At 37.2% G+C, this 25,905-nt stretch carries 21 protein-coding genes and 3 pseudogenes; 16 read left to right on the forward strand and 8 right to left on the reverse strand.

Features of this window, described 5'->3' with window-relative positions; translation table 11 throughout:
* Nucleotides 1-36: 36 nt before the first annotated feature.
* The 6 genes and pseudogenes from QR42_RS02335 to QR42_RS18700 form a co-directional block, all read right to left on the reverse strand.
* Entirely contained in the window at nucleotides 37-1,344 is a 1,308-nt protein-coding gene (locus tag QR42_RS02335; protein ID WP_039176614.1) for a PLP-dependent aminotransferase family protein, read from the reverse strand.
* A gap of 388 nt (nucleotides 1,345-1,732) precedes the next feature.
* Nucleotides 1,733-2,920: an ATP-grasp domain-containing protein gene (locus QR42_RS02340; RefSeq protein WP_052196513.1), complete on the reverse strand. Its 1,188-nt coding sequence runs from the start codon at nucleotides 2,918-2,920 to the stop codon at nucleotides 1,733-1,735.
* A gap of 170 nt (nucleotides 2,921-3,090) precedes the next feature.
* Nucleotides 3,091-3,432: pseudogene (locus QR42_RS18765) on the reverse strand (ISNCY family transposase); the annotation flags it as partial.
* Between the two features lie 124 nt (nucleotides 3,433-3,556).
* A pseudogene (locus QR42_RS19385) lies at nucleotides 3,557-3,750 on the reverse strand (IS6 family transposase); the annotation flags it as partial.
* A gap of 105 nt (nucleotides 3,751-3,855) precedes the next feature.
* Nucleotides 3,856-5,046: an ATP-grasp domain-containing protein gene (locus tag QR42_RS02345; protein ID WP_039176617.1), complete on the reverse strand. Its 1,191-nt coding sequence runs from the start codon at nucleotides 5,044-5,046 to the stop codon at nucleotides 3,856-3,858.
* A 116-nt stretch (nucleotides 5,047-5,162) separates the two neighbouring features.
* Nucleotides 5,163-6,191 carry a class I SAM-dependent methyltransferase gene (locus tag QR42_RS18700; protein ID WP_052196514.1) on the reverse strand — a complete coding sequence of 343 codons (1,029 nt, stop codon included), beginning with the start codon at nucleotides 6,189-6,191 and terminating at the stop codon, nucleotides 5,163-5,165.
* A 359-nt stretch (nucleotides 6,192-6,550) separates the two neighbouring features.
* Here QR42_RS18700 and QR42_RS02355 point away from each other — a divergent pair, with 359 nt between their 5' ends.
* The 9 genes and pseudogenes from QR42_RS02355 to QR42_RS02395 all read left to right on the forward strand — a co-directional run bounded on the left by QR42_RS02355 (nucleotide 6,551) and on the right by QR42_RS02395 (nucleotide 15,398).
* The gene (locus QR42_RS02355; protein ID WP_039176620.1) at nucleotides 6,551-7,954 is read left to right on the forward strand and encodes an aspartate aminotransferase family protein; all 1,404 of its coding nucleotides are present in this window, start codon (nucleotides 6,551-6,553) and stop codon (nucleotides 7,952-7,954) included.
* Nucleotides 7,951-8,673 (forward strand): 7-carboxy-7-deazaguanine synthase QueE, encoded by a 723-nt coding sequence (locus QR42_RS02360; protein WP_039176621.1) that lies wholly within the window; start codon nucleotides 7,951-7,953, stop codon nucleotides 8,671-8,673. The genes QR42_RS02355 and QR42_RS02360 overlap by 4 nt, the downstream gene beginning before the upstream one ends.
* 16 nt (nucleotides 8,674-8,689) lie before the next feature.
* On the forward strand, nucleotides 8,690-9,376 hold the full coding sequence (gene queC / locus QR42_RS02365; RefSeq protein WP_039176624.1) for a 7-cyano-7-deazaguanine synthase QueC: 687 nt from the start codon (nucleotides 8,690-8,692) through the stop codon (nucleotides 9,374-9,376).
* Nucleotides 9,377-9,420: 44 nt separating this feature from the next.
* Nucleotides 9,421-9,813: a 6-pyruvoyl trahydropterin synthase family protein gene (locus QR42_RS02370; RefSeq protein ID WP_039176626.1), complete on the forward strand. Its 393-nt coding sequence runs from the start codon at nucleotides 9,421-9,423 to the stop codon at nucleotides 9,811-9,813.
* Nucleotides 9,810-10,376, forward strand: a complete 567-nt coding sequence (folE, locus tag QR42_RS02375) for a GTP cyclohydrolase I FolE (RefSeq protein WP_039176628.1) — start codon at nucleotides 9,810-9,812, stop codon at nucleotides 10,374-10,376. The genes QR42_RS02370 and folE overlap by 4 nt, the downstream gene beginning before the upstream one ends.
* A 17-nt stretch (nucleotides 10,377-10,393) precedes the next feature.
* The gene (gene queF, locus QR42_RS02380) at nucleotides 10,394-10,885 is read left to right on the forward strand and encodes a preQ(1) synthase (RefSeq protein ID WP_039176630.1); all 492 of its coding nucleotides are present in this window, start codon (nucleotides 10,394-10,396) and stop codon (nucleotides 10,883-10,885) included.
* A gap of 147 nt (nucleotides 10,886-11,032) precedes the next feature.
* Nucleotides 11,033-11,983, forward strand: coding sequence for an ATP-grasp domain-containing protein (locus QR42_RS02385; RefSeq protein WP_039176632.1), 951 nt, complete (start codon nucleotides 11,033-11,035; stop codon nucleotides 11,981-11,983).
* A gap of 211 nt (nucleotides 11,984-12,194) precedes the next feature.
* Nucleotides 12,195-12,794, forward strand: a pseudogene (locus tag QR42_RS18775) (IS6 family transposase).
* A 354-nt stretch (nucleotides 12,795-13,148) separates the two neighbouring features.
* The gene (locus QR42_RS02395) at nucleotides 13,149-15,398 is read left to right on the forward strand and encodes a hypothetical protein (protein ID WP_235354786.1); all 2,250 of its coding nucleotides are present in this window, start codon (nucleotides 13,149-13,151) and stop codon (nucleotides 15,396-15,398) included.
* A 229-nt stretch (nucleotides 15,399-15,627) separates the two neighbouring features.
* Here the strand turns inward: QR42_RS02395 and QR42_RS02400 are convergent, their stop codons facing one another.
* Nucleotides 15,628-15,924, reverse strand: a complete 297-nt coding sequence (locus QR42_RS02400; RefSeq protein ID WP_039176638.1) for a DUF3817 domain-containing protein — start codon at nucleotides 15,922-15,924, stop codon at nucleotides 15,628-15,630.
* Nucleotides 15,925-16,053: 129 nt separating this feature from the next.
* Nucleotides 16,054-16,728 carry a GntR family transcriptional regulator gene (locus QR42_RS02405; protein ID WP_039182989.1) on the reverse strand — a complete coding sequence of 225 codons (675 nt, stop codon included), beginning with the start codon at nucleotides 16,726-16,728 and terminating at the stop codon, nucleotides 16,054-16,056.
* A gap of 154 nt (nucleotides 16,729-16,882) precedes the next feature.
* Here QR42_RS02405 and QR42_RS02410 point away from each other — a divergent pair, with 154 nt between their 5' ends.
* The 7 genes from QR42_RS02410 to QR42_RS02440 all read left to right on the forward strand — a co-directional run bounded on the left by QR42_RS02410 (nucleotide 16,883) and on the right by QR42_RS02440 (nucleotide 25,870).
* Nucleotides 16,883-17,716 (forward strand): AraC family ligand binding domain-containing protein, encoded by an 834-nt coding sequence (locus QR42_RS02410; RefSeq protein ID WP_039176642.1) that lies wholly within the window; start codon nucleotides 16,883-16,885, stop codon nucleotides 17,714-17,716.
* Entirely contained in the window at nucleotides 17,713-18,645 is a 933-nt protein-coding gene (locus QR42_RS02415) for a DMT family transporter (RefSeq protein ID WP_039176645.1), read from the forward strand. Before QR42_RS02410 ends, QR42_RS02415 begins: the two co-directional genes overlap by 4 nt.
* Nucleotides 18,646-18,742: 97 nt before the next feature.
* Nucleotides 18,743-19,798 carry a tartrate dehydrogenase gene (locus QR42_RS02420; protein WP_039176648.1) on the forward strand — a complete coding sequence of 352 codons (1,056 nt, stop codon included), beginning with the start codon at nucleotides 18,743-18,745 and terminating at the stop codon, nucleotides 19,796-19,798.
* A gap of 72 nt (nucleotides 19,799-19,870) precedes the next feature.
* Nucleotides 19,871-22,057 (forward strand): DNA topoisomerase III, encoded by a 2,187-nt coding sequence (locus QR42_RS02425; RefSeq protein WP_039176652.1) that lies wholly within the window; start codon nucleotides 19,871-19,873, stop codon nucleotides 22,055-22,057.
* A 196-nt stretch (nucleotides 22,058-22,253) separates the two neighbouring features.
* Nucleotides 22,254-23,336, forward strand: a complete 1,083-nt coding sequence (locus tag QR42_RS02430) for a glycosyl hydrolase family 8 (RefSeq protein WP_039176655.1) — start codon at nucleotides 22,254-22,256, stop codon at nucleotides 23,334-23,336.
* Nucleotides 23,317-24,168 carry a GGDEF domain-containing protein gene (locus QR42_RS02435; protein WP_039176658.1) on the forward strand — a complete coding sequence of 284 codons (852 nt, stop codon included), beginning with the start codon at nucleotides 23,317-23,319 and terminating at the stop codon, nucleotides 24,166-24,168. Before QR42_RS02430 ends, QR42_RS02435 begins: the two co-directional genes overlap by 20 nt.
* The gene (locus QR42_RS02440; protein ID WP_039176660.1) at nucleotides 24,158-25,870 is read left to right on the forward strand and encodes a DUF2334 domain-containing protein; all 1,713 of its coding nucleotides are present in this window, start codon (nucleotides 24,158-24,160) and stop codon (nucleotides 25,868-25,870) included. The genes QR42_RS02435 and QR42_RS02440 overlap by 11 nt, the downstream gene beginning before the upstream one ends.
* The last annotated feature ends 35 nt before the right edge of the window (nucleotides 25,871-25,905 follow it).

Raw genomic sequence — 25,905 nt, forward strand, 5'->3', positions numbered from 1 at the left:
TCAACTTGTGTATCTTATAAAGTACAATCATCATTTTTAAGTAACCTTGACTTCTTTGATACTAGTTGAAAATATTTGCATACTCAAATTATGTAACTCATTGTCATCCATTGAAAATCCGTAACTATTTATATACTTAGTACGAATTTTTGCAACTCTTTGCTGTAACAGTTTAACCGGCACTCGTTCACGTATTGCATCATCCATAATAGTAGCAAGCTCGAGCATGTCTTCTAACTGTGCACCGTGACGCGTTATCTCATTAACTCCAAGTCGTAAAGCTAGTTTCTTCTGGAATCCTGGTAAAGTATTATTTACGTTAACTCGTATCCCCACTTTGTAAAGTCTTTCACTAGCTTCATAAGAGGAAATTCCTGTGATATCCGTACTCATCCATACTTGATGTCCAACAGTGTAACCGTGTTCTTTTCCCTTAACATCATAACCTAGACGATGTAATTCACTAGCCAGGATTTTTGCATTTCCAACGATTCTCTGTGCATAATCAAAACCACCACAATCCCTAAATTCTAGCAAAGAGATAGCTAAACTTGCCACTGCTCCAAAATGATGACTGCTTACCATATAAGATTGCACTTCTTTAACCTTTTGTTCTATTTCTATATTATTTGTAAAAAATATAGCTTTTTGAGGGCCCGGAAAGGTTTTATGGGTAGATCCTCCAAAGGAATCAGCTCCAAGTGCTAGGGGATTTTTTATTACATTTCCAAAAATTAAGCCTAGCCAATGACTTACATCCGCATGAACGATCGTTTTTGGAGATACCCGTTTTACTGTTTCAACCAATTTCTCTATATCAATTGGAAAGAGACAGTTAGATTGATCCACATATACAAGGTGGATATTTTCCTTCTCTAATTTACTTTCTAGACAATTAAAATCAATATTGTGTTCATCCAACGCAGGTATAAATTCAACGTTCAGACCTATACTTTCTCCAAGCTTTTTAGTTGCAAAATGCCCACCTTGTTCAGGTGAAACAGCTAAAATGTTTGCTCCAATGCCACCACCCAGTGCCTTTAATACAATTAAGCTACAATTTAAGCCCGATAATGGACGAAGATTCACATACTTTGCCTGGCCTAGTTCTTGCAGTAATGGGATTGCCACTTCTGTTTCTATCTCATATACTTCTTGGGCCCCCCGAAAAAACCATTCATCGGATTTTTGTTTGACATTAAAAAAATATCGATTATAGATGTCTAACATTAGTGGTAATCTAGAAAGAGGTGTTGCCTCATTTTCACTAGGTATTAAATTAATTGTTTTATATTTATTACTCTCTTGTTCTAGTAACATGTCAAAAATTTTATAGATATTCATGGATGATCCCCATTCTCCAATTTAATAAATGATTTGAAGGTTTAAAGATTCATTTTAATTAAAATTGACATTGATAATTTCTCTATTTTATTTGGCCAATATCTAAAGAAATAGTTCTTTATGATAGTTTGGTTTTGGGCTCCTATTCACAATAATATTTCTTTATCTTAAATCATTGATATTTCTGATTTTTCTAAATCTAATCTTTTCATTTAGACTACATTTGTATTAATGAACGTTAAATTATTTCCTATTAATTGTTTGTTTAAAAATTTAATATATGGAGATTTATCAATTTTCATATATACATTTGAAAGACTACAATATTTTTTAACAGATGCTTTACTCAAATTTATATTCTGCTAATTGTTTTTAATCAGGCTTAAATTCACTTCCATTTTGTATTCTCAACAAACCAACGCTGTGCTTTAAGTATATTATCTTGTAACTCAATTTCTGAATTTGCTACTATCATCATATTTGCAATGGAATCAACACAATGTTTGGATCCATCGTAAAGCATTCCAGGCTTCCCGGTAACTTGATACTTAACTACAAAATCAAAAGGTATTTCTGATGGCACAGATACCAATTCACCAACTTGAGTTTTACATAGAATCCACCCACCTAGTTGAGATAAAGTCGGATTTATCTCAACAGGAAGATCACATTGCAGACGTAAAACAGAACGATTTAAATTCACTCCTAGACTATGTTCAATGGTATTATTTACAAGTGCTCTTCCAGTTCGACTTGCTATTTCACAGATGAGTAATTCACCAGTAGGCTTTTCAAATACTTCAAGGTGAAAAGTAAAGAGTTTAGGGGATGGCAATAATTCAATTACCTTATGGGTAAGACTTATTAATCGCTCAAAAACTGGATTATCTCTTCCTAACATATAGCTCGAATGAAAATCTGTATTCAACCATTTTCTATTAAGTGTGTGGTAAGTGGATGGCCAACAAAATTTAATTTCCCCATCACTTACTAATCCATCAATATGATATAGTTTTCCCTCTATATATTTTTCAGCTAACATATTAGGTTGAAATTGATTTGTCAACCATTCTTCTAATTCAGTAGAATCACGAATCATTGAAATCCCAATTGTAGCAACAGAGTCGCGGGGCTTTACAATAACTGGGAAACCATGGTTCTCTATAAATAGTAATAGATCTAAAGGAGAGTTTACTAGCGTAAACTCTGGAACAGGAATTCCTTCTTCTTGTATATATTTTTTCATAATTAACTTATCTCGATAAGGAACTGTATTTTCTATACTTTGACCTTCAATTCCAAACAGTTCACGTAATTGGGCTGCTCGGATTAAATCTAATTCATCAATAGCAATTACTTGTTTGAAAGGTTGTTTCTCGTTTAATGACATAGCTATTCTTTCAATATTCCCATTTTGGCTATAATTACTGAAGGGGAGAACTGCTGAATAGTGATTGTGATTGAATGTATCTATGTAATCTTCATTTACGAATAATACGATATGGTCTTTTATTTCAGGAAGCCATTCATGGTATGGCTCTTCTTCTGGTGAATAACTTAAAATAAGATGTTTCATAGTTAGGTACTCCTTTTAGGTTATTATTTTGATTTTTAAATTCATTAGAGTTGGAGAAGGATATCAATTAATTTACTACCTAATTTTAATATTTAAAATATTAAAAGCTTCTATCAATTACATTTTCACAGTATCATGTTACTCTAAAATTAATACATATTTCTACTAATTTAGAGGTTATTGCAAAACAATAAATATGCAATGTTATGAATCAGCAAAACTAGCTGAACATGCAGTAGATAGCGATTTTCCCCATACCAATAAGGATGTTCCAGCCCTTTATCTTTGAGTTTACTAAACTGTTGTTCAATTTTGCTACGCTCGTTCAACTGTTGTTTTCCAAAGGTTGTATTTACAAAATGTGATAACACAGGACGGTGTGAATTTTTAATTTTGTTCGCTATTTCGTGCGTTAATGGGATTTACAGGAAGGATATCACACGCACCTGCAATAAAATGTGTTGGCTATCATAAGCAGCGTCTACAAAGGAAATCAACACATGTTGCTCTTTAAGGTTCTGTTGCAAAGTTCAAAAAAAGTATGCGTCCGTTTACAAAATACGGTTATCGTTTAAGCAGCTATGAATAATTGCTGTAATTCCTTGTACGTTGAAAAGGAGAAGTCTGGAAGGTGATTTCTCCCTTGACTTTGATATAGGTTTCATCTAAATGCCATATGAAATGTGCTGATTTATTTTTCATCTTCCAAATTTGATCAATCAAATTACCATATTCATGCACCCAGCGCATGATAGTTGCAGAAATCCCTCGCTCTTTCAGGAGCTACTCAAAGAAAAACGACAATAGTAGCGCACGGCTCCCAATATAATACCTTTCTTAAACTGTTTTCCTTTAAATTATCTCATGTTCATTCTCCTCAACACATTTTCCCTACAGCTTGGCTTCATTTGAAAAACTTTGAAACAGAATCATTTCTATGTAAAACTTAAGTTACAAACAATATCATCTAAAATGCTCTTCATTTTTTCTGAATCCTCACTTTTCACGATGACATAGCCTTCTGTATCATTAACGTTTACTCTGCTTTTTTTCACTGAATCCCCAACTCGCGGAAAGCTATATTCCATTATCTCATCTTTATATTTATTATATAAAGAATCCCATCCATTAATTTTGCTGATAAAATCAACATTTTCAGCAGTTAAAAATATAATACCAGCTTGCCAAAATCTATTATATGACACACTGATAGGCATTTTTAATAGATGATGAGCCCATATCTTTTCCGTTGAAAAATCTTGAGAATAATTTATTAATAACGGAATATTAGCACCTGGTATCCTTGCGCCCACTTCGTTAATGAGTACTCTGTTATTTTTATCAATAAAATACTCAATATGTGCAAAAGAATGTTGAATGTTAAGAGCTGCAATAGCCTTTGCTCCTAAATTCCTAATTTCACAATCTATATTTTCAGGCAAATCATTTTTTAAATATACTCTATGTCCATGTGGATTTAAGACTGTATCTATAATTGTTGGTTCATATTCGGTTATAGTACCAAAAATCACCTTTCCATCTTCCACGATAACATCATAGCTACCTTCAACAATAATTTCTACATACTCTTCCGCTTGGAACAGTTGTTGGTTATTAAAAAAATTATTGTATGCTATTCTTGCTTCATGTTCGTTATTAACTTTGATTACCCCCCGACACCCAGCGTTATTTAAAGGTTTAAATATATACGGATAATCTCCATTATTTATAATTTCATTTATTTTTTCAGGATTGTTAATTAGCATATGTTTAGCACACGGGACATTATTTTCCATAAATTTCTTTTTCATTTCATACTTATTTCTTAAAGGAATAATATCTGCAGTTTGCAATCCAGGAAATTCAAACTCCTCCCTAATTCGAGCTACGTTTTCTATATAGAATTCATAAGGGGTTTCAATTTGATTAACGTCTATACTTTTCAAAAGCTCATTTATAGCATTTTTTAATCCCTTAAAGTTTCTAGGGTCTTCTTCAATACAAATAATATTAGTATTTACAGAATTCACGTTAGGCCCTATCCAAATGACTTTACTACACAACTTTGATAATTCAAAAATGTAATTATAATAATTTGCTGGTGCTGCAACTATAATAGTATCCATAGCTCAACCTCTCTTAGCATATTTTTAAAATTTTTTGAAATTATAACAGTGAACTATATAAAAGTATCTATCAATACAACCTTAGAACTTTTTTAATTATATGTAGCATAATAATATTATTTTATACCACTACCAACAATAGCTACGCGAGGCATTTCTAATTGCCATCTTTGGCCTATTTGATTTATTTTTACTGTTTTCTTTCCGAAAGATTGAGATACCCCTAATTGTTGATAATCGTAAACAAAGTATTTGTTAGCCAATTGATAAATAACATCATGTACTTCTTGTTCCCCAAACTGTAAGTCTAATTTGTATAATCCGTACATATTATGTAGATAATCTGTAAATTGAAATTTTACATCTGCCATTGAATTCCCTGTAAAAATAAATGGATCATACATATATTCAATCTTAAAACTTTCAAATCCACTTTTATACAGATAGGATTTAATTTCATTGTAATCAAAATGCGAAAAATCATGTCCAGTTAAGGAATATTTGTGGACGACTTCTTGAAACCAATTAGCAACTGGTGAACATGATTCGAAATCATGTAAGATAAATTTTCCTCCCTTTTTCAAAACCCTATACGCTTCTTTACATGCTTGTAATCTTTGAGAAACTGGTATGTGGTGTGTACCATAAGCAAATATTACCCCGTCCAAACTATAATCTTTTATTGCTAAGTATTGGGCAGCCAGACGTAAAGCTGGAATACTATGTTTTTTTGCAGCATTTATCATATCTGCAGAAATATCAGTAGTTAATATTTGGGGAAGGTTCTTAGAATCTATAATATTTGAGATAACTTTTGTTAATAATCCATCTCCGCCCAATGCATCAAGTAATTTCATATCAGATGATAAATTTTCAATTTTTTCATTCGGACTCAGTAAAGAAAATATATTTTTTATTCCTTCTGAACGAACAGTTATATTTTTTTGGGCTATTCTATATACCTCACCTCTTCCCCCCGTATCGGCTGATTCGAAATCAGCAAATTCAGATTCTATTTCTTTAATTAATTGTATAGAAACAGGGATTTTTTCGAGATCAATACAACTGTATAAATCTGTGAATTTTTCTTTCAATATTTCTAATCCGCTTATAAATATAGTGTCCTTAATGTCTAAATTAGTCATAAAATCCTCCTAGATACCAAATTGTGAATAACAAATAATGAACCTACAGATGGTTAATGTAAAATTTATTGCGAAATTAAGTGAAAGTAAAAAAATATTGACTATTTATTGAAATTATAACTATAATTTACATATACAATACACTTAATGTTCTAAATAATTATAATATTAAAAAGTTATTTTTGCAATTTTATTTTCCAAAAAATATTTTTTATACTATTTTATGGAATGTTTGTTTTTGCTCAATTATCATCTTAAAGAGAAAAGAATTAAATATTTTGATATTTAAGGAGGTGAAATACACGCAATTGTTCTAGTTATAGTCTGAATAATCGAATTTTAAAAGCGGAGGAATTTATATGAATAGAATTAATAGTTTACCAAAAATTGAAACACCTATCCCTGGGCCTAATTCAAAATTATATCTAAGTAGGCTCCTAGATATGGAAGCACCTTCTTTGACGCTTAACGACTCAAGTTTATCTATTATATGGGAAAAAACTTCTGGTATGAATGTATTTGATGTAGATGGAAATAAATATCTTGATTACGCATCTGGATTAAATGTTGCGAACGTTGGTCATACAAATCAGGAAGTTGTAGATGCGGCAAAGGAGCAGTTAAATGTAATGCTTCAAGGGATGGGAGATTTTCATGCTAATAAACGCAAGATTGAGTTTTTAGAAAAGGTTTTAGAAATTGTTCCAATTAAAAACTCAAAAGCTATAGTTTCTGTTAATGGTTCTGACGCGGTTGATGCCGCATTAAAAACTGCTACTTTATATACGGGAAAACGTGGTTTTTTGTCTTTTTACGGTGCTTATCATGGAATGGGAGCAAAAAGCTTAGAAGTTACTGCCAGACATCACTTTAGAGCTCCTTTTTCTAAAGACATCCCTCGTTCAACTACTTTTCTTCCATATCCTTATTGTTATCGTTGTCCATTTAGCAAAAATAACAATGACTGTGTAATGGATTGCCTTAAAAACGTTGAACAGACTATAGAAAACACTGCTTCTGGTTCGGATGATATAGGAGCTATTATAATTGAATCTTTCCAAGGAAGAGGTGGGGTAGTACAGGCTCCTCCAGCATTCTTAAAAGGATTAAGAGAGATATGCGATAGAAATGGCATTCTTTTAATAGTAGATGAAATTCTTAGTGGTTTTGGTAGAACTGGTAAATGGTTTGGGTTTGAACACGCGGGGGTAGAGCCCGATATTGTGACTATCGGGAAAGGTTTGTCATCAGGATATCCTATTTCTGCATGTGTTGGAAAAGCAAGCGTTATGGATGTGTGGAAAAAATTCGAGGGAGAATCTGTACATACAAGTACATTTCAAGGAAACCCCGTTGGGTCAGTACTTGCTACTTCTTCAATTAATTATATTCAAAAGAATTCTCTTATTGAACAAAGTAATGAAAAAGGCCAGTATTTTAAAAACAGATTAATAGAGTTAATTGGCAACCATCAAAATGTTGGTGAGATTAGAGGAAAAGGATTAATGATAGGCATTGAATTTGTGAAAAATAAAAAAACAAAAGAACCTGATGCAGAATTATGCTGGGAAGTTATGCGAAGAAGTCTTCAAAAAGGAATGATTTTATTAAACGGTGGTCATCAAGTTAATGTATTATGTTTAACTCCACCATTAATAATTAAGTACGAAGAGATTGATTTTTGTATAGATACATTAAAAAGTGTATTAGAGGATTTAACAAATCATAAAGCCAATAATTTTGAAAAGGGGCATATAAATTGATTACAGATCTTCATCGCACAAATGTATTAGAGGAGAAAATACCTATGGTTGAAGTGTTTTCTACAGTTGAGGGAGAGGGACTAAAAGCCGGATACCCAACTACTTTTGTAAGGGTATTTAATTGTAATTTAAGATGTAAGTGGTGTGACACGACATATAGTTATGCTCCAATGAAACCACAGTATTTAGCCACAATACCAGAAATCGTTCAGTCTGTAGTTAAATTTTCAAATAAACATCTTTGTTTGACTGGTGGTGAACCTTTAATACATAAAAACAAATCATTACAGTTAATTGAGGAGCTATCAAAAATTGATTATTTAGAGGATATTCATATTGAAACAAATGGTGCTATCGACTTGGAACCATTTCACCAACTCCGTAAAAATAATATGCTTGTTAATAAAAAAGTTCGCTTTGTTATAGATTACAAACTCCCTGATAGTGGAGAAAATAACAAAATGATTCATGACAATTTTTTACTACTTGAAGATAGGGATGAAATTAAATTTGTAATTGCAAGCAATAAAGATTTTCATTTTGCAAAAAATGTATTAGATAAATGGTATAAAAATGGAACACCTTTATTTAGTCCAGTATGGGAATCCATGCCACCTCAAAAACTAGTTTCATTAATATTAGAAAATGAATTAACTAATGTGAAGTTAAATTTACAGCTACACAAAATTATTTGGCATCCAGATCAAAGAGGTGTCTAAGTTAGGAGGAAAAATAATGAATAAAAAAGCAGTTGTTATTTTGAGTGGTGGTTTAGATAGTGCCACTTGTATGGGCGTAGCTCATAATGAGGGGTACGAACTATATCCTATTACTTTTAACTATGGACAACGGCATTATATAGAAGTGAAATTTTCTGCTTTAATTGCAAAGCATTATAATTCAAAAATTCATAAAATAGTTAATATGGATTTTCTAAATCAGATAGGAGGTAGTGCTCTAACCGATGATAATATTCAAGTACCTGTGGGAGGTTTAACTGAAGAGATTCCTGTAACCTATGTCCCTGCTAGAAATCTAATTTTTTTATCACTGGCTGTGGCATATGCAGAAGTGATAGGAGCTGAAGTTATCTATACTGGAGTTAATGCTATGGATTACAGTGGATATCCAGATTGCCGTCCAGAATTTATTGATTCTATGAATACAACAGCTAATTTAGCCACGAAAGTAGGTATGACGGATAAAAAAATTCAAATTAAAACTCCTCTGATTAACTTAACAAAAGGGCAGATTGTAGAAATAGGTACGAATTTAGAAGTTCCATATGAAATAACAACTTCATGTTACTTAGGTGAGCAATATGCTTGCGGAGAGTGTGATAGCTGTCGTCTTAGATTGAAAGGGTTTAGTGAAAATAATATGAATGATCCAATAAAATATAAAGAAAAAACTCATTCTTAATCATTTTAATGTTATAAAAATATTTTTCTTAGGAAGTGATATAAATGGGAAAATTATATACATTAGTAAAACATTTCTGGATATCTTGTGCACACAGCATTCCTAATGCCGGAAAGTGCGAGAGAATACATGGACATAACTATAAAATTACTTTTTGTATTGAAGGAAGTCAATTAGATGATAATCAAATGTTAATTGATTTTAGGGATGTCAAACATTTAATTGAGAAAAAATATGACCATCAATTTTTAAATGAATACGAAGAATTTAATCCAAATGCTGGGGGCTTTGCCCCTTCAACAGAAATAGTTGCCGAAGTTTTTTTTAAGAGCATTAAAGACTTATGTGTTACGAAAACAAACAAACCTAAAATTAAATGGCTAGAAGTTCAAGAAACTAATGAAGCGTATGTGAGATATGAGGAGAAACTAACATGACGGATTTATTAAAATTGGACTTAGAAAGTAATATAAAAGACTTGCTCAAATATATAGGAGAAGATTGTAACAGAGAAGGATTAAAAGAAACTCCTATGCGAGTATTAAAAATGTATGATGAAGTATTTCAGGGATATAAAGAAGACCCCGCTATACATCTTAATAAAGTTTTTCGAGAAAATCATCATGAATTGGTTTTAATTAAAGATATTCCATTCTATTCTCACTGTGAACATCATATGGTTCCTTTTTTTGGTGTAGCACATATTGCTTATTATCCAAATAACTATGTAGTTGGCTTAAGCAAATTAGCAAGACTAGTAGATGGATTTTCTAAAAGATTACAAGTGCAGGAGAGATTGACGAGACAATTGGCTGATACAATTCAAAATAGCTTGAATCCCTCCGGAGTAATGGTTGTAATTAAAGCGGAACATATGTGTATGACCATGAGAGGTGTTCAGAAACCAGGAACGACAACATTAACAACTGCTATGCGAGGCGTCTTTGAGGATAGTGAAAAAGAATATTCAAAGGTTTTAAAATTACTTCAAAATAATTAATTATAGGAGGGTCTCTAATGAGAAATATTGATAATGAAGATAACGTTACTCTTCTTGGATCTAATAACACTCAGTATAATTATGAATATGATCCTTCAGTCTTAGAAACTTTTAGGAATCTTCACCCTGATCAAGATTATTTTGTGAAATTTAATTGTCCAGAATTTACTAGCCTATGTCCTAAAACAGGACAACCAGATTTTGCAACACTTTATATCAGTTATATTCCAAACGAAAAGTTAGTCGAAAGTAAATCGCTAAAACTTTACCTTTTCAGTTTCCGAAACCAGGGAGATTTCCATGAAGATTGTATAAATATCATAATGAAAGATCTTAGAAAAATTTTAGATCCAAAATATATTGAAGTTTGGGGCAAATTTCTTCCAAGGGGCGGAATTAGTATAGATCCGTATGTTAATTATGGGATGAAGGATACAGAATGGGACAAAATGGCTAAAAATAGGTTGTTCAATCATGATCTAGACCCCGAAAATATAAATAATCGCTAGAATAGAAAACTAATAAATGGTTATCTTTAATTATTTTAAAAAATATTCTTTATTTTCGCTTTTTTCTACGAGGTTCGTTAATAATAACCCCCTCGAAAATGTTCGTTAAATTAATAGTAATTAGAATAGAAATGGAGGAGTATTATCATGGATTTCATTTATTTTAGTAAAAAGCCATTTGGTTGGGCTGAACAAATGTTGGTAGAAAAAATAAGGGAATTGGGATATACAGCAGATGTGTATGATTGGGATGAAGTAGAGATTACAGATTCTTCTTTCATGTATCAAGGAAAAGAAATGAAGTTACCTACTGTAGCGATGTTTATCTCGCGAGTCCGAACCCGCCATATCCAAGGAGATAGACTTTATCTGTTTGACTGGTTAGATCTTTTGGAAACTAAAGGTGTCCGCATTTTAAATAGACCAAAAGCCGTCAGAAGTTCTAGTAATAAGGTATATGCAGCTAATATTCTGAAGTCTGCTGGGGTACGTGTACCAGAAACACGTCTGGTTACATCTATGGATCAAATTGAAGCTGCATTAAAGGAATGGAAAGATATTATTCTTAAACCATTGGCTGGGAACGCATCAGTGGATCTTACCCGCTTAATACTTGATGAGCGACGTTATGGTGATGAGGAAACTGAGGTGTTAAGTATATTCCAAGAAACACCTATATGGAATATGTTACAAAAACATCCAGTAATCTGCGCTCAACAATACGTTCAAAATCCAGGTCATGATATTCGCATTAATGTAGTTGCAGGGAAAGTGGTTTCTATCAGTGCTAATGATGCTCTTCCTAATACATGGCGTAAAAAAGATATAAATGAAGGTAAGCTTTTAAGAAAATATGAATTAACAAAAGAATTAGAGAGTGTAGCATTAAAAGCTGTGGAAGTTCTTGGACTTGATTATGCACCAATTGATTTAGTAGAAAGTGAAGATGGACCAGTTGTAATTGAAGTTAACTCAGCGATTTCTATTTGGCCGGGTCATGAAACGATGGGGATCACTATCGATTCTGAAGGATCAGTTAAATATTATGTAAACATGATTATAGAGAATATCAACAAATATAGTACTCAGAGTGTTTGAAATAAAAATTAACTAGGCTAGTAGAATTGTACCGAACGTAATCAATAAGAGAGTAGGGTATTTCTATTTTTAGAAATACCCTACTCTTAATTATAGATTTTATTAGGTTGCGGTTAACATTAAGTTTTTCAAATGAAGCCAAGCTGTAGGGAAAATGTGTTGAGGAGAATGATACATGAGATAATTTAAAGGAAAACAGTTTAAGAAAGGTATTATATTGGGAGCAGTGGGCTACTATTGTCGTTTTTCTTTGAGTAGCTCCTGAAAGAGCGAGGGATTTCTGCAACCCATGCGCTGGGTGCATGAATATGGTAATTTGATTGATCAAATTTTTGGAAGAAGAAAAATAAATCAGCACATTTCGTATGGCATTTAGATGAAACCTATATCAAAGTCAAGGGAGAGTGGCGTTATCTTTTTCGTGCGATTGATCAAGAAGGATATACCTTGGGGTATCCAACTTCGTAAAACAAGAGATCATCAAGCCGCCTATATGTTTATGAAAAGGTCCTACTTTGTACGTTCAAAAAACTGAAACATAACGGTTTTTATGTGCTTACGAAACATTTCACCGTTAAGCATTTAAATAACCTCATCTAACAAGATTATAGACATATCAAGCGACGTTTTGTTAAATCCGCAGGATTTCAAAGTCTTCGCCTCGCCGTGCTTCACGTACAATCAAAGGAATCAAAACGATTCATGCTATATACAAAGAAATCACCTTCCAGACTTCTCCTTTTCAACGTACAAGGAATTACAGCAATTATTCATAGCTGCTCCTCTTTTCACTTATTTTTTTGACCCTTAAGCCACATCAGCCAAATGATGAAGGAACCTATCACACATGAGAGCAAAGTGACAGGCGGCAAGGTATGCCAGCTAGTCAGCCCCTTTACAAAACACATATAAAAAAAGAAAATGGAAATGGATACGAGTACCCATTGCTTGAACCAGCGAGGGACACGCAGCCAAGCTGCTAGAATGATTGATGATAGCTTATCCAATGAGATAACTCCTTTTTTGAATCTGATTGGATTTTATCGTAAACAACAAAGTTTGTAAAATATGGATTTTGGAGGCTTTGATGGTATTCTTCTAGCATGAAACATTTTCGCTGTACTGACGTATAAGTTACAGGAACCTCATGAAAGGAAGCGATCAAGTGAAAAGAATACCAGTCATTTTCCTCAGATATATTGTCTTCTTTATTCCAGCGATCATTCTCAGTGTTTTGGTGTGGAATCATTACCAAGATGATTTGTCAGATGGGAAAGTAACAGAGAATAACGTCAAACGAATTTTTACATTTGATGAAGGCGAGCGAGTGGTGAGTGCGGTATCAAAAGACCAGCAGCTCCATGTTGAAATGTATGATCCTCATTCAGAAAAAAGAATCAGTGGATGGACGGCAACAAGCGATCCTTTTCAAGAAATGTGGCCATCCATTCAAGGAAACAATCTCTTGCTTTCTTTCAAGAATAAAGACGGGCAGCTAATGATCGAGAAGCTGTCTCCAAATGGAGAAAAGAAAGAACTCGCTCAACAGAAACTACAGATTCCCTCATTTCTAAATACGAATACATATCAATGGAATGGACGACTTGTATTTACAGGAGAAATGGAAGGCGCCGCTGCAGTCATTGGTGAGCTGAAGAACGGGCAATTTTATGTACACAATCTTAACGAGCTAAAGCTGCCAGCAAGGCCTGTCTCCATGGATGCTGTCATGAATTCCTTTAGAGGGCAGACCCCTATTCCTATATTTGAAGTAGCCTTGAAAAATGATCAAAAGGCTTATGTCAGCGGCATTTCAAACGAGAAGCATCAGCTTGGCCTCTATGTCTCAAAAAATGCTGAACCGTTTAGCCTTGTGGAAGATACAGTTGAGCAGAGGCTGCAAAAAACGATCGGATCATCACAAAACTTTGCTGTCGCCGTGGAATCGGAATATCCAAAAAGGGCAAGGAAAGTGAATGCAGAAGGAAGGCTTGGGGAAGTCGTTCCAACGCCAAAGCCAATATACCAAACGTATGTGTACCAGCTTAATGAGGAAGAAGTGCTGATTGCAGGCTCTACAGCAAAGGACGAAGCAAAAGGTAAGCTGACGGGTTATATTTATAACCATCGCACGAATAAGGCGGTGTCTGCCAGCAAGCTGTTTCAATCATTGTCTTATGGATCTTTACAAAAAGAAGGGCTCTCTTTCAATAAAAATGTGAAGAGCGATTGGCTCTATTATTCATTTGACAATCAATTAACGGGTGCATTTGAGACGAAAAGCAAAGAGCTAAAGGAATTTCCTTTGCAAAAGGTCATCTCAATTGAAAACGCCAGTCCAGCCCACCAAACGTCTGTTGATACCTTTATGCAATATGTAATGAAGGGCGGACCGCTCATTCTTAACTGGGCGATATGGATCTTGATCCCGCTGTTATTATTTGTGCTAGCGATCTTCCTGCCGCCGATTTTGAGACTGGTGAGAAGAAACAAGATAAAGGACAGTGTCACATTACAAGCCTATATTGTGTCCGTGAAAGAAACGGGCACCTACATCAACGAACAGCCAGTTGTCAGCATGCGGCTTCAATTTGAATATGAAGGGCAAAGTATAGAAAAGACGGTTAAAACGGTTGTATCCTACACCCAGATACCACAGCCAGGCCAGCCTATTGCCATTCACTATGATCCGAAGAAGCAAAAGGCAATGCTTTTAAAAGAGGGTGACTTCTCGCAGCCAAGTGAGCCAAAGTTCATCAAAGGCGCTGTTTTAAGAAATATAGAATCATATGGAACCGTAGGACGAGGCACCGTCTTATCACTCACATTTGAATTAGATCAGAAAACGTATATCATTCCAATGATTCAAGCCGCTGGTTTTGAATTTAGAACAGGAGAAAAAGCCGATCTCGTCGACATCAATGGCCAGCTGAAAATGGCTGCCTATGGCTATGAAGTTCGAAATCGATCGGGGAAAGATGTGACGTTAACAGGAACCATCCAGCGTGTGAAGCAATATTCAATTGCCATCCATGAACAAAAGCCTATTCTGCTGGATGTGACAGTGTCAAACGGAGATCAGTCCATCACCAAAACGGTCAGCCAGTTCATCCCTGATCATATGCAGGTCGCAGTGGGCACTCAAATCACGATCCAGACAAAGAAAGAAGAGCTGGATAGAGAAATGAGCCTCATGCAAGAGAAACAAGGAAGTGCAAAAGTGACCAATGTCGAATTTGCTGGCGTCATCGGCAATCTGCCGTTAGCGATCATTCAAGTTGAGAGAAATGGCATGATGTATGAAGTGAAACAGCCAATCGATCCAATCACCAGTGTCTTGCCTGGTGATGAATTATGGGTGGCATATCACGATATGACGCGTCAAGCAGCCATTGTGAAATATGCATCAATATAAAAAAGCGTTCCTTTTAGGAACGCTTCAGCGTGTAGACAAACCCTCGCATTCGTTGTCAGGTCTGCGCTTCGGTGCTCACGAATGTCAAATTCGCTCCGCAAAGGTAGCCGTCCTTCCTAGACTGCAAAGGTTTTCTATCACGCTGAAAAGAAGACAAAGGGCTAAAATCAAAATCATTTTAGCCCTTTGTCAACAATCTGAAGCGTTCCTTTTAGGAACGCTTTTTCTATTAAGCTTTTGTATCATATTGGCGGAGCACCTTATCGTAGGCGAAATTGCCGAAAGGAATGAATGCCGCAAAAAAACCGGCGATGGACCATTTCAAATGCCAGCGAACTTTAAATGTCACATATGCCAAAATGAGTATATAGATGACAAACAATGCGCCGTGAAGAGAGCCTACAATGGTGACTGCCATCGGAATATCCGCAAAATATTTTAGAGGCATGGCAATTAAAAGAAGGGTTAAAAGAGACATACCCTCAATAAAACCCGCCTGTCGCAGACGGCTAATACTTGTATGCATATACAAATCCTCCTGTATAAAAGCTAGTTTCTCATCTTCTAATATAAACGAAAGATCGTCTGGACATGCTGAAATCTACGAAAAATTCAAAATATGTTCATGGATTGCTTAAAAAATGGGAAAAGTCCTTTACTGTTTGTTTGTTTCAGAGAGTACTTGCTTTAAGTGCATCACATCATGTAATAAATGCTCAGTCATTGCTTGAACCGCTTCTGTGGAGCGGCGCTTTTTTATTTCAGAATAGATCGCTGCATGCTCTCTTTGAATGGTTTCAGCACGAGCCCCGCCGCTAAAATGGAAAATGCGGCAATAGTGAATGAGTGCATTCACGTGATTCAATTGTTTGGATAAACGGTCATTGTGACTCGCCAAAATGATTTTTTGATGAAAGGATTCATGTAACTGGACGATCTCTTTAGATGGCAGCTCCTGCTTGATCGCTTCGTCCGCCTCCGTGAGAACCTGCTCAATTTCATCCATTTCTCTTTGCGTGGCTTCCTTACAGGCAAGCTCAACAGCAAGTGTTTCTAAGGCAACCCGAATTTGATAGAGCTCCTCGACATCTTTTTCTGTTAACGTATAGACGGAATAGCCTGATCGATGATCCGCGATTAAAAGCTCGTCTTTTTCTAACAGCCTCATCGCCTCTCTTACAGGTGAACGGCTTACGCCAAATTGCTTGGCCAGCTGCGTTTCATTGATGCGCTCTCCTGGCTGAAACTGGCCATCAAAAATCATTTGCTTCAGCTGTTCATAAAATTGCATGTGGTACGGTGTTGGTCTTTCCATCTCGAATGAATTCATCTCATCATTCCCTCTTTTGTACATCATCTTTTGTCTCATGTTATCCAAGTTTTTCCCTCTAGGCAAGCCTGCATCGAAAAGTCAATATCGTACAATCCAAGAGAAAAAGGGTGTGCTACACTAATAATGAGTTCAGTGAAAAGAGGGGATCGACATGAGAACATTAGAGGAACGAACAGTCCATTTTGACCAGGACTTGCAAATAGAGGCGTATCGCTTTCATGCCATCATCAAAAAGTTCCCAAAACATTTTCATACATACTATGTGATTGGATTTATTGAAGGCGGTCAAAGACGTATGTTCTGCCAAAATCAAGAATACATCATTGGAAAAGGAGATATCCTTCTTTTCAATCCGTACGATAATCACGGATGTGAACAATTTGATCACAAGCCGCTAGATTATCGCAGCTTAAATATTGAACCAGAGTTGCTGGAGAAGATCTTTCAGCACAAGCCGCATTTTAAAGCCCCTGTGGTTTCACAAAGTGAACTAGCAAAGCAATTATATGATCTTCATCAAATGATCACAGAAGAAGCTCCTGCTTTGAATAAACAGGAAGCCTTTTACTTTTTGATGAAGCAGTTGATCGAAACCTATTCTGATACACCAGAGGAAAAAGCATCAGCAGCCAATGCCAATGCCAATGCCAATGAACAAAAAGTCCAAGACGTACAGCAATATATTGAAACACATCTCACGGAAAATATATCGTTAGATGACTTAGGTGAGCTCGTGTCCATGAACAAATATTCATTGCTGCGTGCTTTTACAAAGTTCAGAGGAATTACGCCGTATCGTTATTTACAGACAATCAGGGTGAACTATGCGAAGGAGCTTCTCGCCCAAGGAATGAAGCCAATAGATGTAGCTGCTGCCGCTGGATTTTCTGATCAAAGTCATTTGACTCATTTCTTTTCGGAATTTATTGGGCTTACGCCAGGGCAGTATCAGCAAATTTTTGAAAAGCAGGTAACAGCAAAATGAAAAATAAACAGCTTCTTGGTCATCTAGCAGCCATGTTCACCATTTTTTTATGGGGATCTACCTTTATATCAACCAAAATATTATTAACGGCTTTTTCTCCGACAGAGATTTTATTTTTTCGTTTTTTCCTTGGGTACCTTACCCTGATGATTATTTATCCAGTCACCATGAAGGTGCAGCGTAGAAAGCATGAAGGGATGTTTGCGCTCGCAGGGTTATGCGGTGTGGTCTTATACTATTTTTTAGAAAATGTTGCACTTACCTATACGTTCGCTTCGAATGCAGGTGTCATCAGCTCCGTTGTCCCATTTTTCTCTTTTCTATTGTCTTATTTTTTATTAAAAGATGAGCCGCTGCACAGCCGCTTTTTCATAGGCTTTTTCATCGCGATGATGGGAATTGTACTGATTAGCTTTAATGGGATGACGACGTTCCAATTGAATCCGCTCGGTGATGCTTTAGCATTTATGGCTACCATCGTCTGGGCATTTTATTCCATTTTATCGAAAATGATCAATCAATATGGCTACCATATTATTCAGGTGACAAGACGTGTCTTCTTTTACGGGCTGCTATGGATGATTCCGCTGATCTGGCATTTTAAGATTCGTTTAGACTGGGAGCGGTTCACGAATCCATCGTTTGCCTTCCACTTGCTGTTTTTAGGCGTCTTTGCATCAGCTATTTGTTTTCTGACATGGAGTTTTTCCGTGAAGACGATCGGTGTGGTGAAATCAAGTGTGTATATTTATGGAGTGCCCATTATCACGATGATCATTTCAATGATCGTTCTTCACGAGAGTCTGACCTTCATGTCGGCACTAGGAACGGTACTGACCTTAGGAGGTTTGCTGCTTTCAGATAAAAAAGGTGCGGGAAGAAAGAAACAGAAGTCCCCGATACTGGTGCAGGATAAAAAGGCGCTTTGATCAAAAAGCGTCTTTTGTCCATTGTAAGAACAGGCACTCTTTAGTAAACTCAAATTAAACGGTCGACGGTCGACCGATGACAAAGGGGGAAAAATCAATGAAGCATGTTTCAATTGCAGCGATACCAGGAGACGGAGTTGGAAAGGAAGTTGTGCCTGAAGCCATCCGAGTTTTGAAAGCGATATCAGAGGTGCATGGCGGTCTATCTTTCACCTTTCAGGATTTTCCGTGGAGCTGTGAATATTATTTAGAGCATGGCGAAATGATGCCAAAGGATGGATTGGAACAACTAAAAGCCTTTGACAGCATTTTCTTAGGGGCCGTCGGAGATGCCAATTTAGTGCCGGATCATGTATCACTTTGGGGATTGCTCATTAAAATTAGACGTGAATTTGAGCAGGTGATCAACGTTAGACCTGCAAAACAGCTGAGCGGCATTCGCTCACCGCTTGCTCAGCCAAAGGATTTCGATCTTCTTGTTGTAAGAGAAAACGGTGAAGGTGAATATAGTGAAATTGGGGGCCGTATCTATCAAGGAGAAGATCAGCTTGCCATTCAAAATGCTGTTTTCTCCAGAAAAGGGACAGAGCGAGCCATGCGTTTTGCCTTTCAATTAGCAAAAAAGAGAAGAAAGCATGTGACAAGTGCAACCAAATCGAATGGAATCGTTCATACAATGCCATTTTGGGATGAAGTGTTTCAAGACGTAGCAAAGAATTATCCAGAGGTGAGAGCAGACTCGCAGCACATTGATGCTCTCTCAGCCTTCTTTGTGACAAGACCTGAGAAATTCGATGTGATTGTCGCCAGTAATTTATTTGGCGATATTTTGACTGATCTTGGAGCCGCCATTATGGGAAGTATTGGCGTAGCGCCTGCTGCCAACATCAATGTGAATGGTAAATATCCGTCCATGTTTGAGCCTGTACACGGATCAGCCCCAGACATTGCAGGAAAAGGGATTGCCAACCCAATCGGTCAAATTTGGACGGCTAAACTCATGCTTGATCATTTCGGAGAAGAAGAACTGGGCACACACCTGCTCGAAATCATCGAGTCAGTCACAGCAGACGGCTTTTTAACAGCAGACATCGGCGGAGCCTATCAAACACAAGAAATCACCAACGAAATCATCAAGCGCTTGAAGAAATAATCCGTCATTAGAACCGCATCTCCACGTCTGCTATAATAAAAGGATGGATAGAAGAAAGAGATGTGAAATCTAGTGTCAAAAACAGTTGTATTAGCAGAGAAACCTTCAGTAGGACGTGACTTAGCACGTGTACTGAAGTGTCATAAAAAAGGAAATGGTTTTTTAGAAGGAGATCAATACATTGTGACGTGGGCTCTTGGCCATTTGGTCACACTGGCTGATCCAGAAGGCTACGGAAAAGAATTTCAATCCTGGCGTTTAGAGGATTTGCCGATCATTCCAGAGCCGCTCAAGCTTGTCGTCATGAAAAAGACAGGAAAGCAATTCCAAGCAGTGAAAGCGCAGCTTGCAAGAAAAGATGTAAAAGATATTGTCATCGCAACAGATGCTGGACGTGAAGGGGAGCTAGTCGCAAGATGGATCCTTGAAAAAGCGCATGTGAAAAAGCCGCTGAAACGACTATGGATCTCATCTGTTACGGACAAAGCCATCCAAGAAGGCTTCAAACGATTAAAAGATGGCAGAGAATATGATAATCTGTATCGCTCGGCTGTTGCACGTGCAGAGGCAGACTGGATTGTAGGGATCAACGCAACAAGAGCGCTGACGACCAAGTTCAATGCACAGCTTTCCTGCGGACGGGTACAAACACCAACGATTGCCATGATCGCCAAACGAGAAGAAGACATTCAGCAATTTCAGCCGAAGCCGTTCTATGGAATGACTGCACAAGTAGATGGGCTTACGTTGACATGGCAGGATGCCAAAACAAAGCAAAACCGCACATTCCAAGAGAATGTCATAAAAGAGCGTTTGGCAGGCTGCAAAGGAAAACCAGCAGTGATCGATGCATTGAAAAAAACAGCGAAAAAAGCTTTTGCTCCAGGGCTGTATGACCTGACTGAATTGCAGCGTGATGCACATAAACGCTACGGCTTCTCAGCAAAAGAAACCTTGTCTACGCTTCAGCGATTGTATGAGCAGCATAAGCTTGTGACATATCCGCGTACAGATTCAAGATTTATTTCAGCGGATATCGTTCCTACATTAAAAGATCGTTTAAAAGGAATGAACGTCAGACCGTACGCACAGCATGTGAACCGCATTTTACAATCAGGCGTGAAAGCGCACAAAGGCTTCGTCAACGATGCAAAAGTGTCAGATCACCATGCGATCATTCCAACCGAGGAAGAGCTGTATCCTGGTGCACTAAGTGATAAAGAGCGTAAATTATATGATCTTATTGCCAAACGATTCCTTGCTGTACTCATGAATCCTTTTGAATACGAGGAAACAACGGTGATTGCCAAGATAGGCAGTGAAACGTTCACGGCAAAAGGAAAAACCGTACAATCAGCCGGCTGGAAAGCCGTGTATGATGATTCCTATGAAGACGAGGAATCAGCCGAAGCAGATCAGCATCTGCCGCTGCTCTCAGAAGGGCAGTCACTTGAAGTACGCCAGCTGAAAGAAACAAATGGAGAAACGAAACCTCCTGCCCGTTTTAATGAAGCAACTCTGCTATCTGCTATGGAGAACCCAGCGGCATTTATGCAGAATCAGGAAAAGGACTTAGTGAAAACCCTCGGTGAAACAGGCGGACTAGGAACAGTGGCCACAAGAGCCGATATTATTGAAAAACTGTTCAACAGCTTCTTAATCGAGAAAAAGGGCAAAGACATTTTCATCACATCGAAAGGGAAACAGCTGCTTTCCTTAGTGCCTGAAGACTTAAAGTCTCCTGCGTTAACAGCGGAATGGGAACAAAAGCTTTCTAAAATCGCAAAAGGACAGCTGAAGGCTTCTCAATTCATGAGTGAAATGAAGTCCTATGCAAAACAAGCCGTATCTGAAATCAAACAAACGAATCAAACCTTTAAGCATGACAATGTCACTGGCACCCATTGTCCTGACTGCGGAAAACTTATGCTGAAAGTGAACGGAAAACATGGCACAATGCTCGTGTGCCAAGACCGAGAATGCGGCCACCGTAAAAATGTAGCGAAGAAAACAAACGCACGCTGCCCGAACTGTCATAAAAAGCTCGAGCTGCGCGGAGAAGGTGATGGTAAAATCTTTGCTTGTGTGTGCGGCCATAGAGAAAAACTGTCTGTTTTCGAAAAACGCAAATCACAATCCAATCAAAAGAAAGCCAGTAAGCACGATGTGTCTAAATATATGAAGAAACAAAAGAAAGTGGAAGAACCAATCAATAACGCACTGGCTGAGCAATTAAAGAAATTAAAATTAGATCAATAGTAGTATATAAACCCATGCTGAAATGCATGGGTTTTTCTGTGCAATCAAGTATATCGGCATATGGTTTTTCTGAAAATGGGAATATGTATGCAAAAAGACTCGTAATTTGGTATAAAATATTTATTTAAATTTTAACAAAAACACTCTATAATAAATCGTTGGATGCTAAGAGAACGGGAGTTGAAAGGGGACACGAATGGTTACAGCCATACATCGCACGGCTATTGTTTTACTCATTGTTTTTTTATTAGGCGGATGTACCTGGGAACAGCAGAAGGAATTAGCTGATCCAGTATCTCCACAGCCTGTATTGCCTGGAGAATATTTTATCACTCATCACCTCATGACAGATCAAGGCATGATTCGCACTTCATTAGCAGAGCAGCACATCTACTTATCTGAGTCGCTTGGACTTTGGATGGATTATCTTGTTCGAAAAAAAGACCAAAATTCTTTTGACCAACAATTTGGTGTCCTGCAAGATGAATTTTTACTAGATGATCATCTTCTCAGCTGGCAAATCGAATCTGATCAAAAAAGTAAAGCCAATGCTCTAGTTGATGACTTACGGGTAGTGGCGGCACTTCAAAAGGCAGATCGTTTATGGAAGAATGCAGCGTATCAAACCACAGCAAAAGAAATCGCACAAGCGTTAAAAGACAAGAATATGTATAGAGGCATCTTGTCCGATTATTATGATGCGTCAACAAACCGAACTTCACACACAATCACACTCTCATATTTAGACCCAAAAGCAATCAAAGAATTGGAATCCCTCAAAATATTCACGAAACAAATGACGAGTAACCAATTGACCATTCTAAAACAAGCACCGAGAAAAAAAGGATTCTTTCCTAAATCCTATGATATAAAGAAAAAAGCCTATTCATTTGATCGAGAAATCAATATGATTGATCAACTCTATACGGCTCTACATGCCGATCGTGCAAAGGTGAGTACGTCCGCGATCATGAAATGGCTGAAAACGACTTTTAAAAAAGAAGGAAAGCTGTACGGTAGATATAAACTTAGCACATTGCAGCCATCAGTGACGTATGAATCGCCTTCTGTATATGCACTGGTCATCTTGTATGCTCTTAAACGAAACGAACCAGAATTCGCAAAAGAGGTCTATGACCGCATGAAAGAATTACAAATTCAAGATCCTCTCAAGGATTATTATGGAGGATACATGAACGAAAAAGACACACACTCATTTGACAACTTATTGCCTCTCATTGCAGAAAGGGAGCTTTTTAATGAATCGGTTATTCAGTAATACGTATCGTTTATATTATTCTCTGCTCCTCACGTTTGCAGGTCTTATTTTGTTTATGAGCTACCTTGGCTTGCATGATGCAGAGAGCTTTTTGATGATCACACTGACTTTTGTCGTGTTAGGATGCGGGATTTTATTTGGCATCTTACCAGCATTAATTTTTACCTTGCTGATGTTGTTCTTTATAGGAAGTGCTATGTTCTTTACAGAGCTCGGCCACACAAATCCTTTATTTTCTAATCGAACATTGCAGGATGTGGTGGTTTGGGGCGTAGCCCTTCTCTTTTTCGCGATTTCAGCAGGAAGCTTGCATGAGCGGATCAAGACGATGCGTCACACCATTGAACAACAAAAGCAGGCGATGAAACAATTTGTGGCGATTGACTCGACAACTGGATTTGACAATGCAGATCGGATGAAGCTGGAATTATCCGAGGAAATGAAACGGGCAGAACGTTACAAACAGCCATTCGTTTTTATCCTTCTTCATATCCATTATGCAGCGGAATTCAAATCGTTATATGGAGAAAAAGAAATGCAGCACCTATTTCAGCAATTAAGTATCAAGATTCGCGAAAGTGTCAGAGAAACTGATAAGAAATTTCGATTATCCGAAGAACGAATAGGCTTGCTGCTTACTCACACACCAGAAGAGAATGTCTCTGTCGTCCTTGAGAAGCTAAAAGATAAATTGCAAAAGCATGTGCTGTTAAACGGTCGTGAAGTCACCCTGACTTTTCATGTCTGTCATTTAACAAGCAGTTCGGATTATCGTACGCCAGAGCAATTTTTAGAAGAACTAGAAAAAGAGATGATGATGAATGAACTTTAATTCTTTGATGAAATGCTGTTTACTGCTTGCTCTTTTTTTGATTCTTTCTTTTAAATACATGGCTTCAGCCGACGCACTTGCCAAGTCAGATACCCTGATCGTTTATTCGACAGAATCGGGGGAAGCGACTCCAGCAGTGCATATGCTGGATCTACTCGCCGGACATTTTTCAACAAAGACGACGATTGTATCTGATGAACATTTGGCTGAAAAGAAGATCAGTGAATTTCAGCAAGTCATCTACCTAGGAGAAATAAAGAGAACCTTACCGAAACAGACCATTCGTATGATGAATGAAGCACAGAAGGTAATAGCCATTGGATACAATGCGGAACAGCTTCGCCCATTCTCCAATCTTACTTTTCACAAACAAGATCACACGAGTCAAATCAAATATACAGATGATCAAACTTACCGTCAGCTAGAGAAAAGTATCAGTGCGTTAACGGTTCAAGGGGCAGACTTGCAAAGTGAATTTTTATTGAAGAAGCATGAAGCTGATCTTCCATTTGTGATCCAAACAAAGGAAGGTGCCGACTATATTGGCATCTTAAATGTCGTGCAGCAGAACGAGCTGCTTGCAGAAGTGCTGGAAAAACGCCTGCCTTCTTCTCATCAACTGACCACAAAGTACTTAAGGCTTGGGAACATCAGTCCTGTCTCTGACGAGAAGAAGCTGCTTGAGCTTGGACAATACGTATCCACTCGGCATATTCCGTTTCTGATAGCGGTAACCCCTGTATGGGTGGATCGAACAACAGGTGATGAAGTGACACTGAGTGACCGCCCGCAGCTCGTAAAAGTGTTAAAACAATTGCAAAGCAATGGAGCCAGCATCATTCTTCATGGATTTAGCCGTACGTACCGAACGGAGGATTCTGGTCAGGACTTTGAGTTCTGGGATGCAAAGAATGATCAGTCTATTACGTCAAATGATCCAAAAAAAGCTGAGAAGAAGCAAAGTGAAAGCCATTTTTCGAATGAAAAAGACTTCCATGCTTATACGAGATCGAATCAGCAGCAAGAAATCATCTATACAGAAGAAAAAATCACAAAGGGCATTGAGCTTCTTGCGCAGCAAGGTCTATATCCACTGGCATTCGAGGTGCCGCATGATGCCATATCCCAACAAGGCTACGATGTGATATCAAGGCATATGTCCAGTCTGTTTGGACAGGTACAGTTGTCGGATCATACGTGGAAAACAGCCGGTGCTCCGCCGCTGGTGACGAAACCCGCTATGCTTCACGGCATGACCTTATATCCTCAGCAATCAGTAGAGCCAGCATCTGACCAAGAAGGTTCAAATATTTTAACAGAGCAAAAGATTCAATCCATCCAGCATCTTCAATCAGCCGCAATCGGGCTGTCCTATAATGTGGAATCAGGAATAGATGGACTGCAAAATCTGATGACGCAGATGGATGCAATTCCTTCTAGTGAATGGCTGGATTTAAAGAAAACAAAACAGACGGTCCAAACATCACATGTACAGATCAAAACATCAGGGAATGGACATATTCAAGTAGAACAATCCAATAGAGCAGAAACCAAAACAGTCAAACGAAGCGGCATGGAAAATATGCTGCGAATTCTCACAGTCGTGGTGATGCTGTTTATTGCGGCATTTGCTTTTTACACATTGTATTTAAGACTGACAATGAAAAAACGAATTTTTAAGGAGAGAAAACTAGGTGGCTGATGTCTTATTTTATCTTTCATTAATACTGATTTGGA

Source organism: Bacillus sp. WP8 (assembly GCF_000800825.1).
GTDB classification, from domain to species: domain Bacteria; phylum Bacillota; class Bacilli; order Bacillales; family Bacillaceae; genus Bacillus; species Bacillus safensis.

Coding starts and splice junctions, on each gene's coding strand:
- QR42_RS02335 (WP_039176614.1), bottom strand. CDS start 1,344: ATGAATATCTATAAAATTTTTGACATGTTACTAGAACAAGAGAGTAAT.
- QR42_RS02340 (WP_052196513.1), bottom strand. CDS start 2,920: ATGAAACATCTTATTTTAAGTTATTCACCAGAAGAAGAGCCATACCAT.
- QR42_RS02345 (WP_039176617.1), bottom strand. CDS start 5,046: ATGGATACTATTATAGTTGCAGCACCAGCAAATTATTATAATTACATT.
- QR42_RS18700 (WP_052196514.1), bottom strand. CDS start 6,191: ATGACTAATTTAGACATTAAGGACACTATATTTATAAGCGGATTAGAA.
- QR42_RS02355 (WP_039176620.1), top strand. CDS start 6,551: ATGAATAGAATTAATAGTTTACCAAAAATTGAAACACCTATCCCTGGG.
- queC (WP_039176624.1), top strand. CDS start 8,690: ATGAATAAAAAAGCAGTTGTTATTTTGAGTGGTGGTTTAGATAGTGCC.
- QR42_RS02370 (WP_039176626.1), top strand. CDS start 9,421: ATGGGAAAATTATATACATTAGTAAAACATTTCTGGATATCTTGTGCA.
- folE (WP_039176628.1), top strand. CDS start 9,810: ATGACGGATTTATTAAAATTGGACTTAGAAAGTAATATAAAAGACTTG.
- queF (WP_039176630.1), top strand. CDS start 10,394: ATGAGAAATATTGATAATGAAGATAACGTTACTCTTCTTGGATCTAAT.
- QR42_RS02385 (WP_039176632.1), top strand. CDS start 11,033: ATGGATTTCATTTATTTTAGTAAAAAGCCATTTGGTTGGGCTGAACAA.
- QR42_RS02400 (WP_039176638.1), bottom strand. CDS start 15,924: ATGCATACAAGTATTAGCCGTCTGCGACAGGCGGGTTTTATTGAGGGT.
- QR42_RS02405 (WP_039182989.1), bottom strand. CDS start 16,728: ATGAATTCATTCGAGATGGAAAGACCAACACCGTACCACATGCAATTT.
- QR42_RS02410 (WP_039176642.1), top strand. CDS start 16,883: ATGAGAACATTAGAGGAACGAACAGTCCATTTTGACCAGGACTTGCAA.
- QR42_RS02415 (WP_039176645.1), top strand. CDS start 17,713: ATGAAAAATAAACAGCTTCTTGGTCATCTAGCAGCCATGTTCACCATT.
- QR42_RS02420 (WP_039176648.1), top strand. CDS start 18,743: ATGAAGCATGTTTCAATTGCAGCGATACCAGGAGACGGAGTTGGAAAG.
- QR42_RS02430 (WP_039176655.1), top strand. CDS start 22,254: ATGGTTACAGCCATACATCGCACGGCTATTGTTTTACTCATTGTTTTT.
- QR42_RS02435 (WP_039176658.1), top strand. CDS start 23,317: ATGAATCGGTTATTCAGTAATACGTATCGTTTATATTATTCTCTGCTC.
- QR42_RS02440 (WP_039176660.1), top strand. CDS start 24,158: ATGAACTTTAATTCTTTGATGAAATGCTGTTTACTGCTTGCTCTTTTT.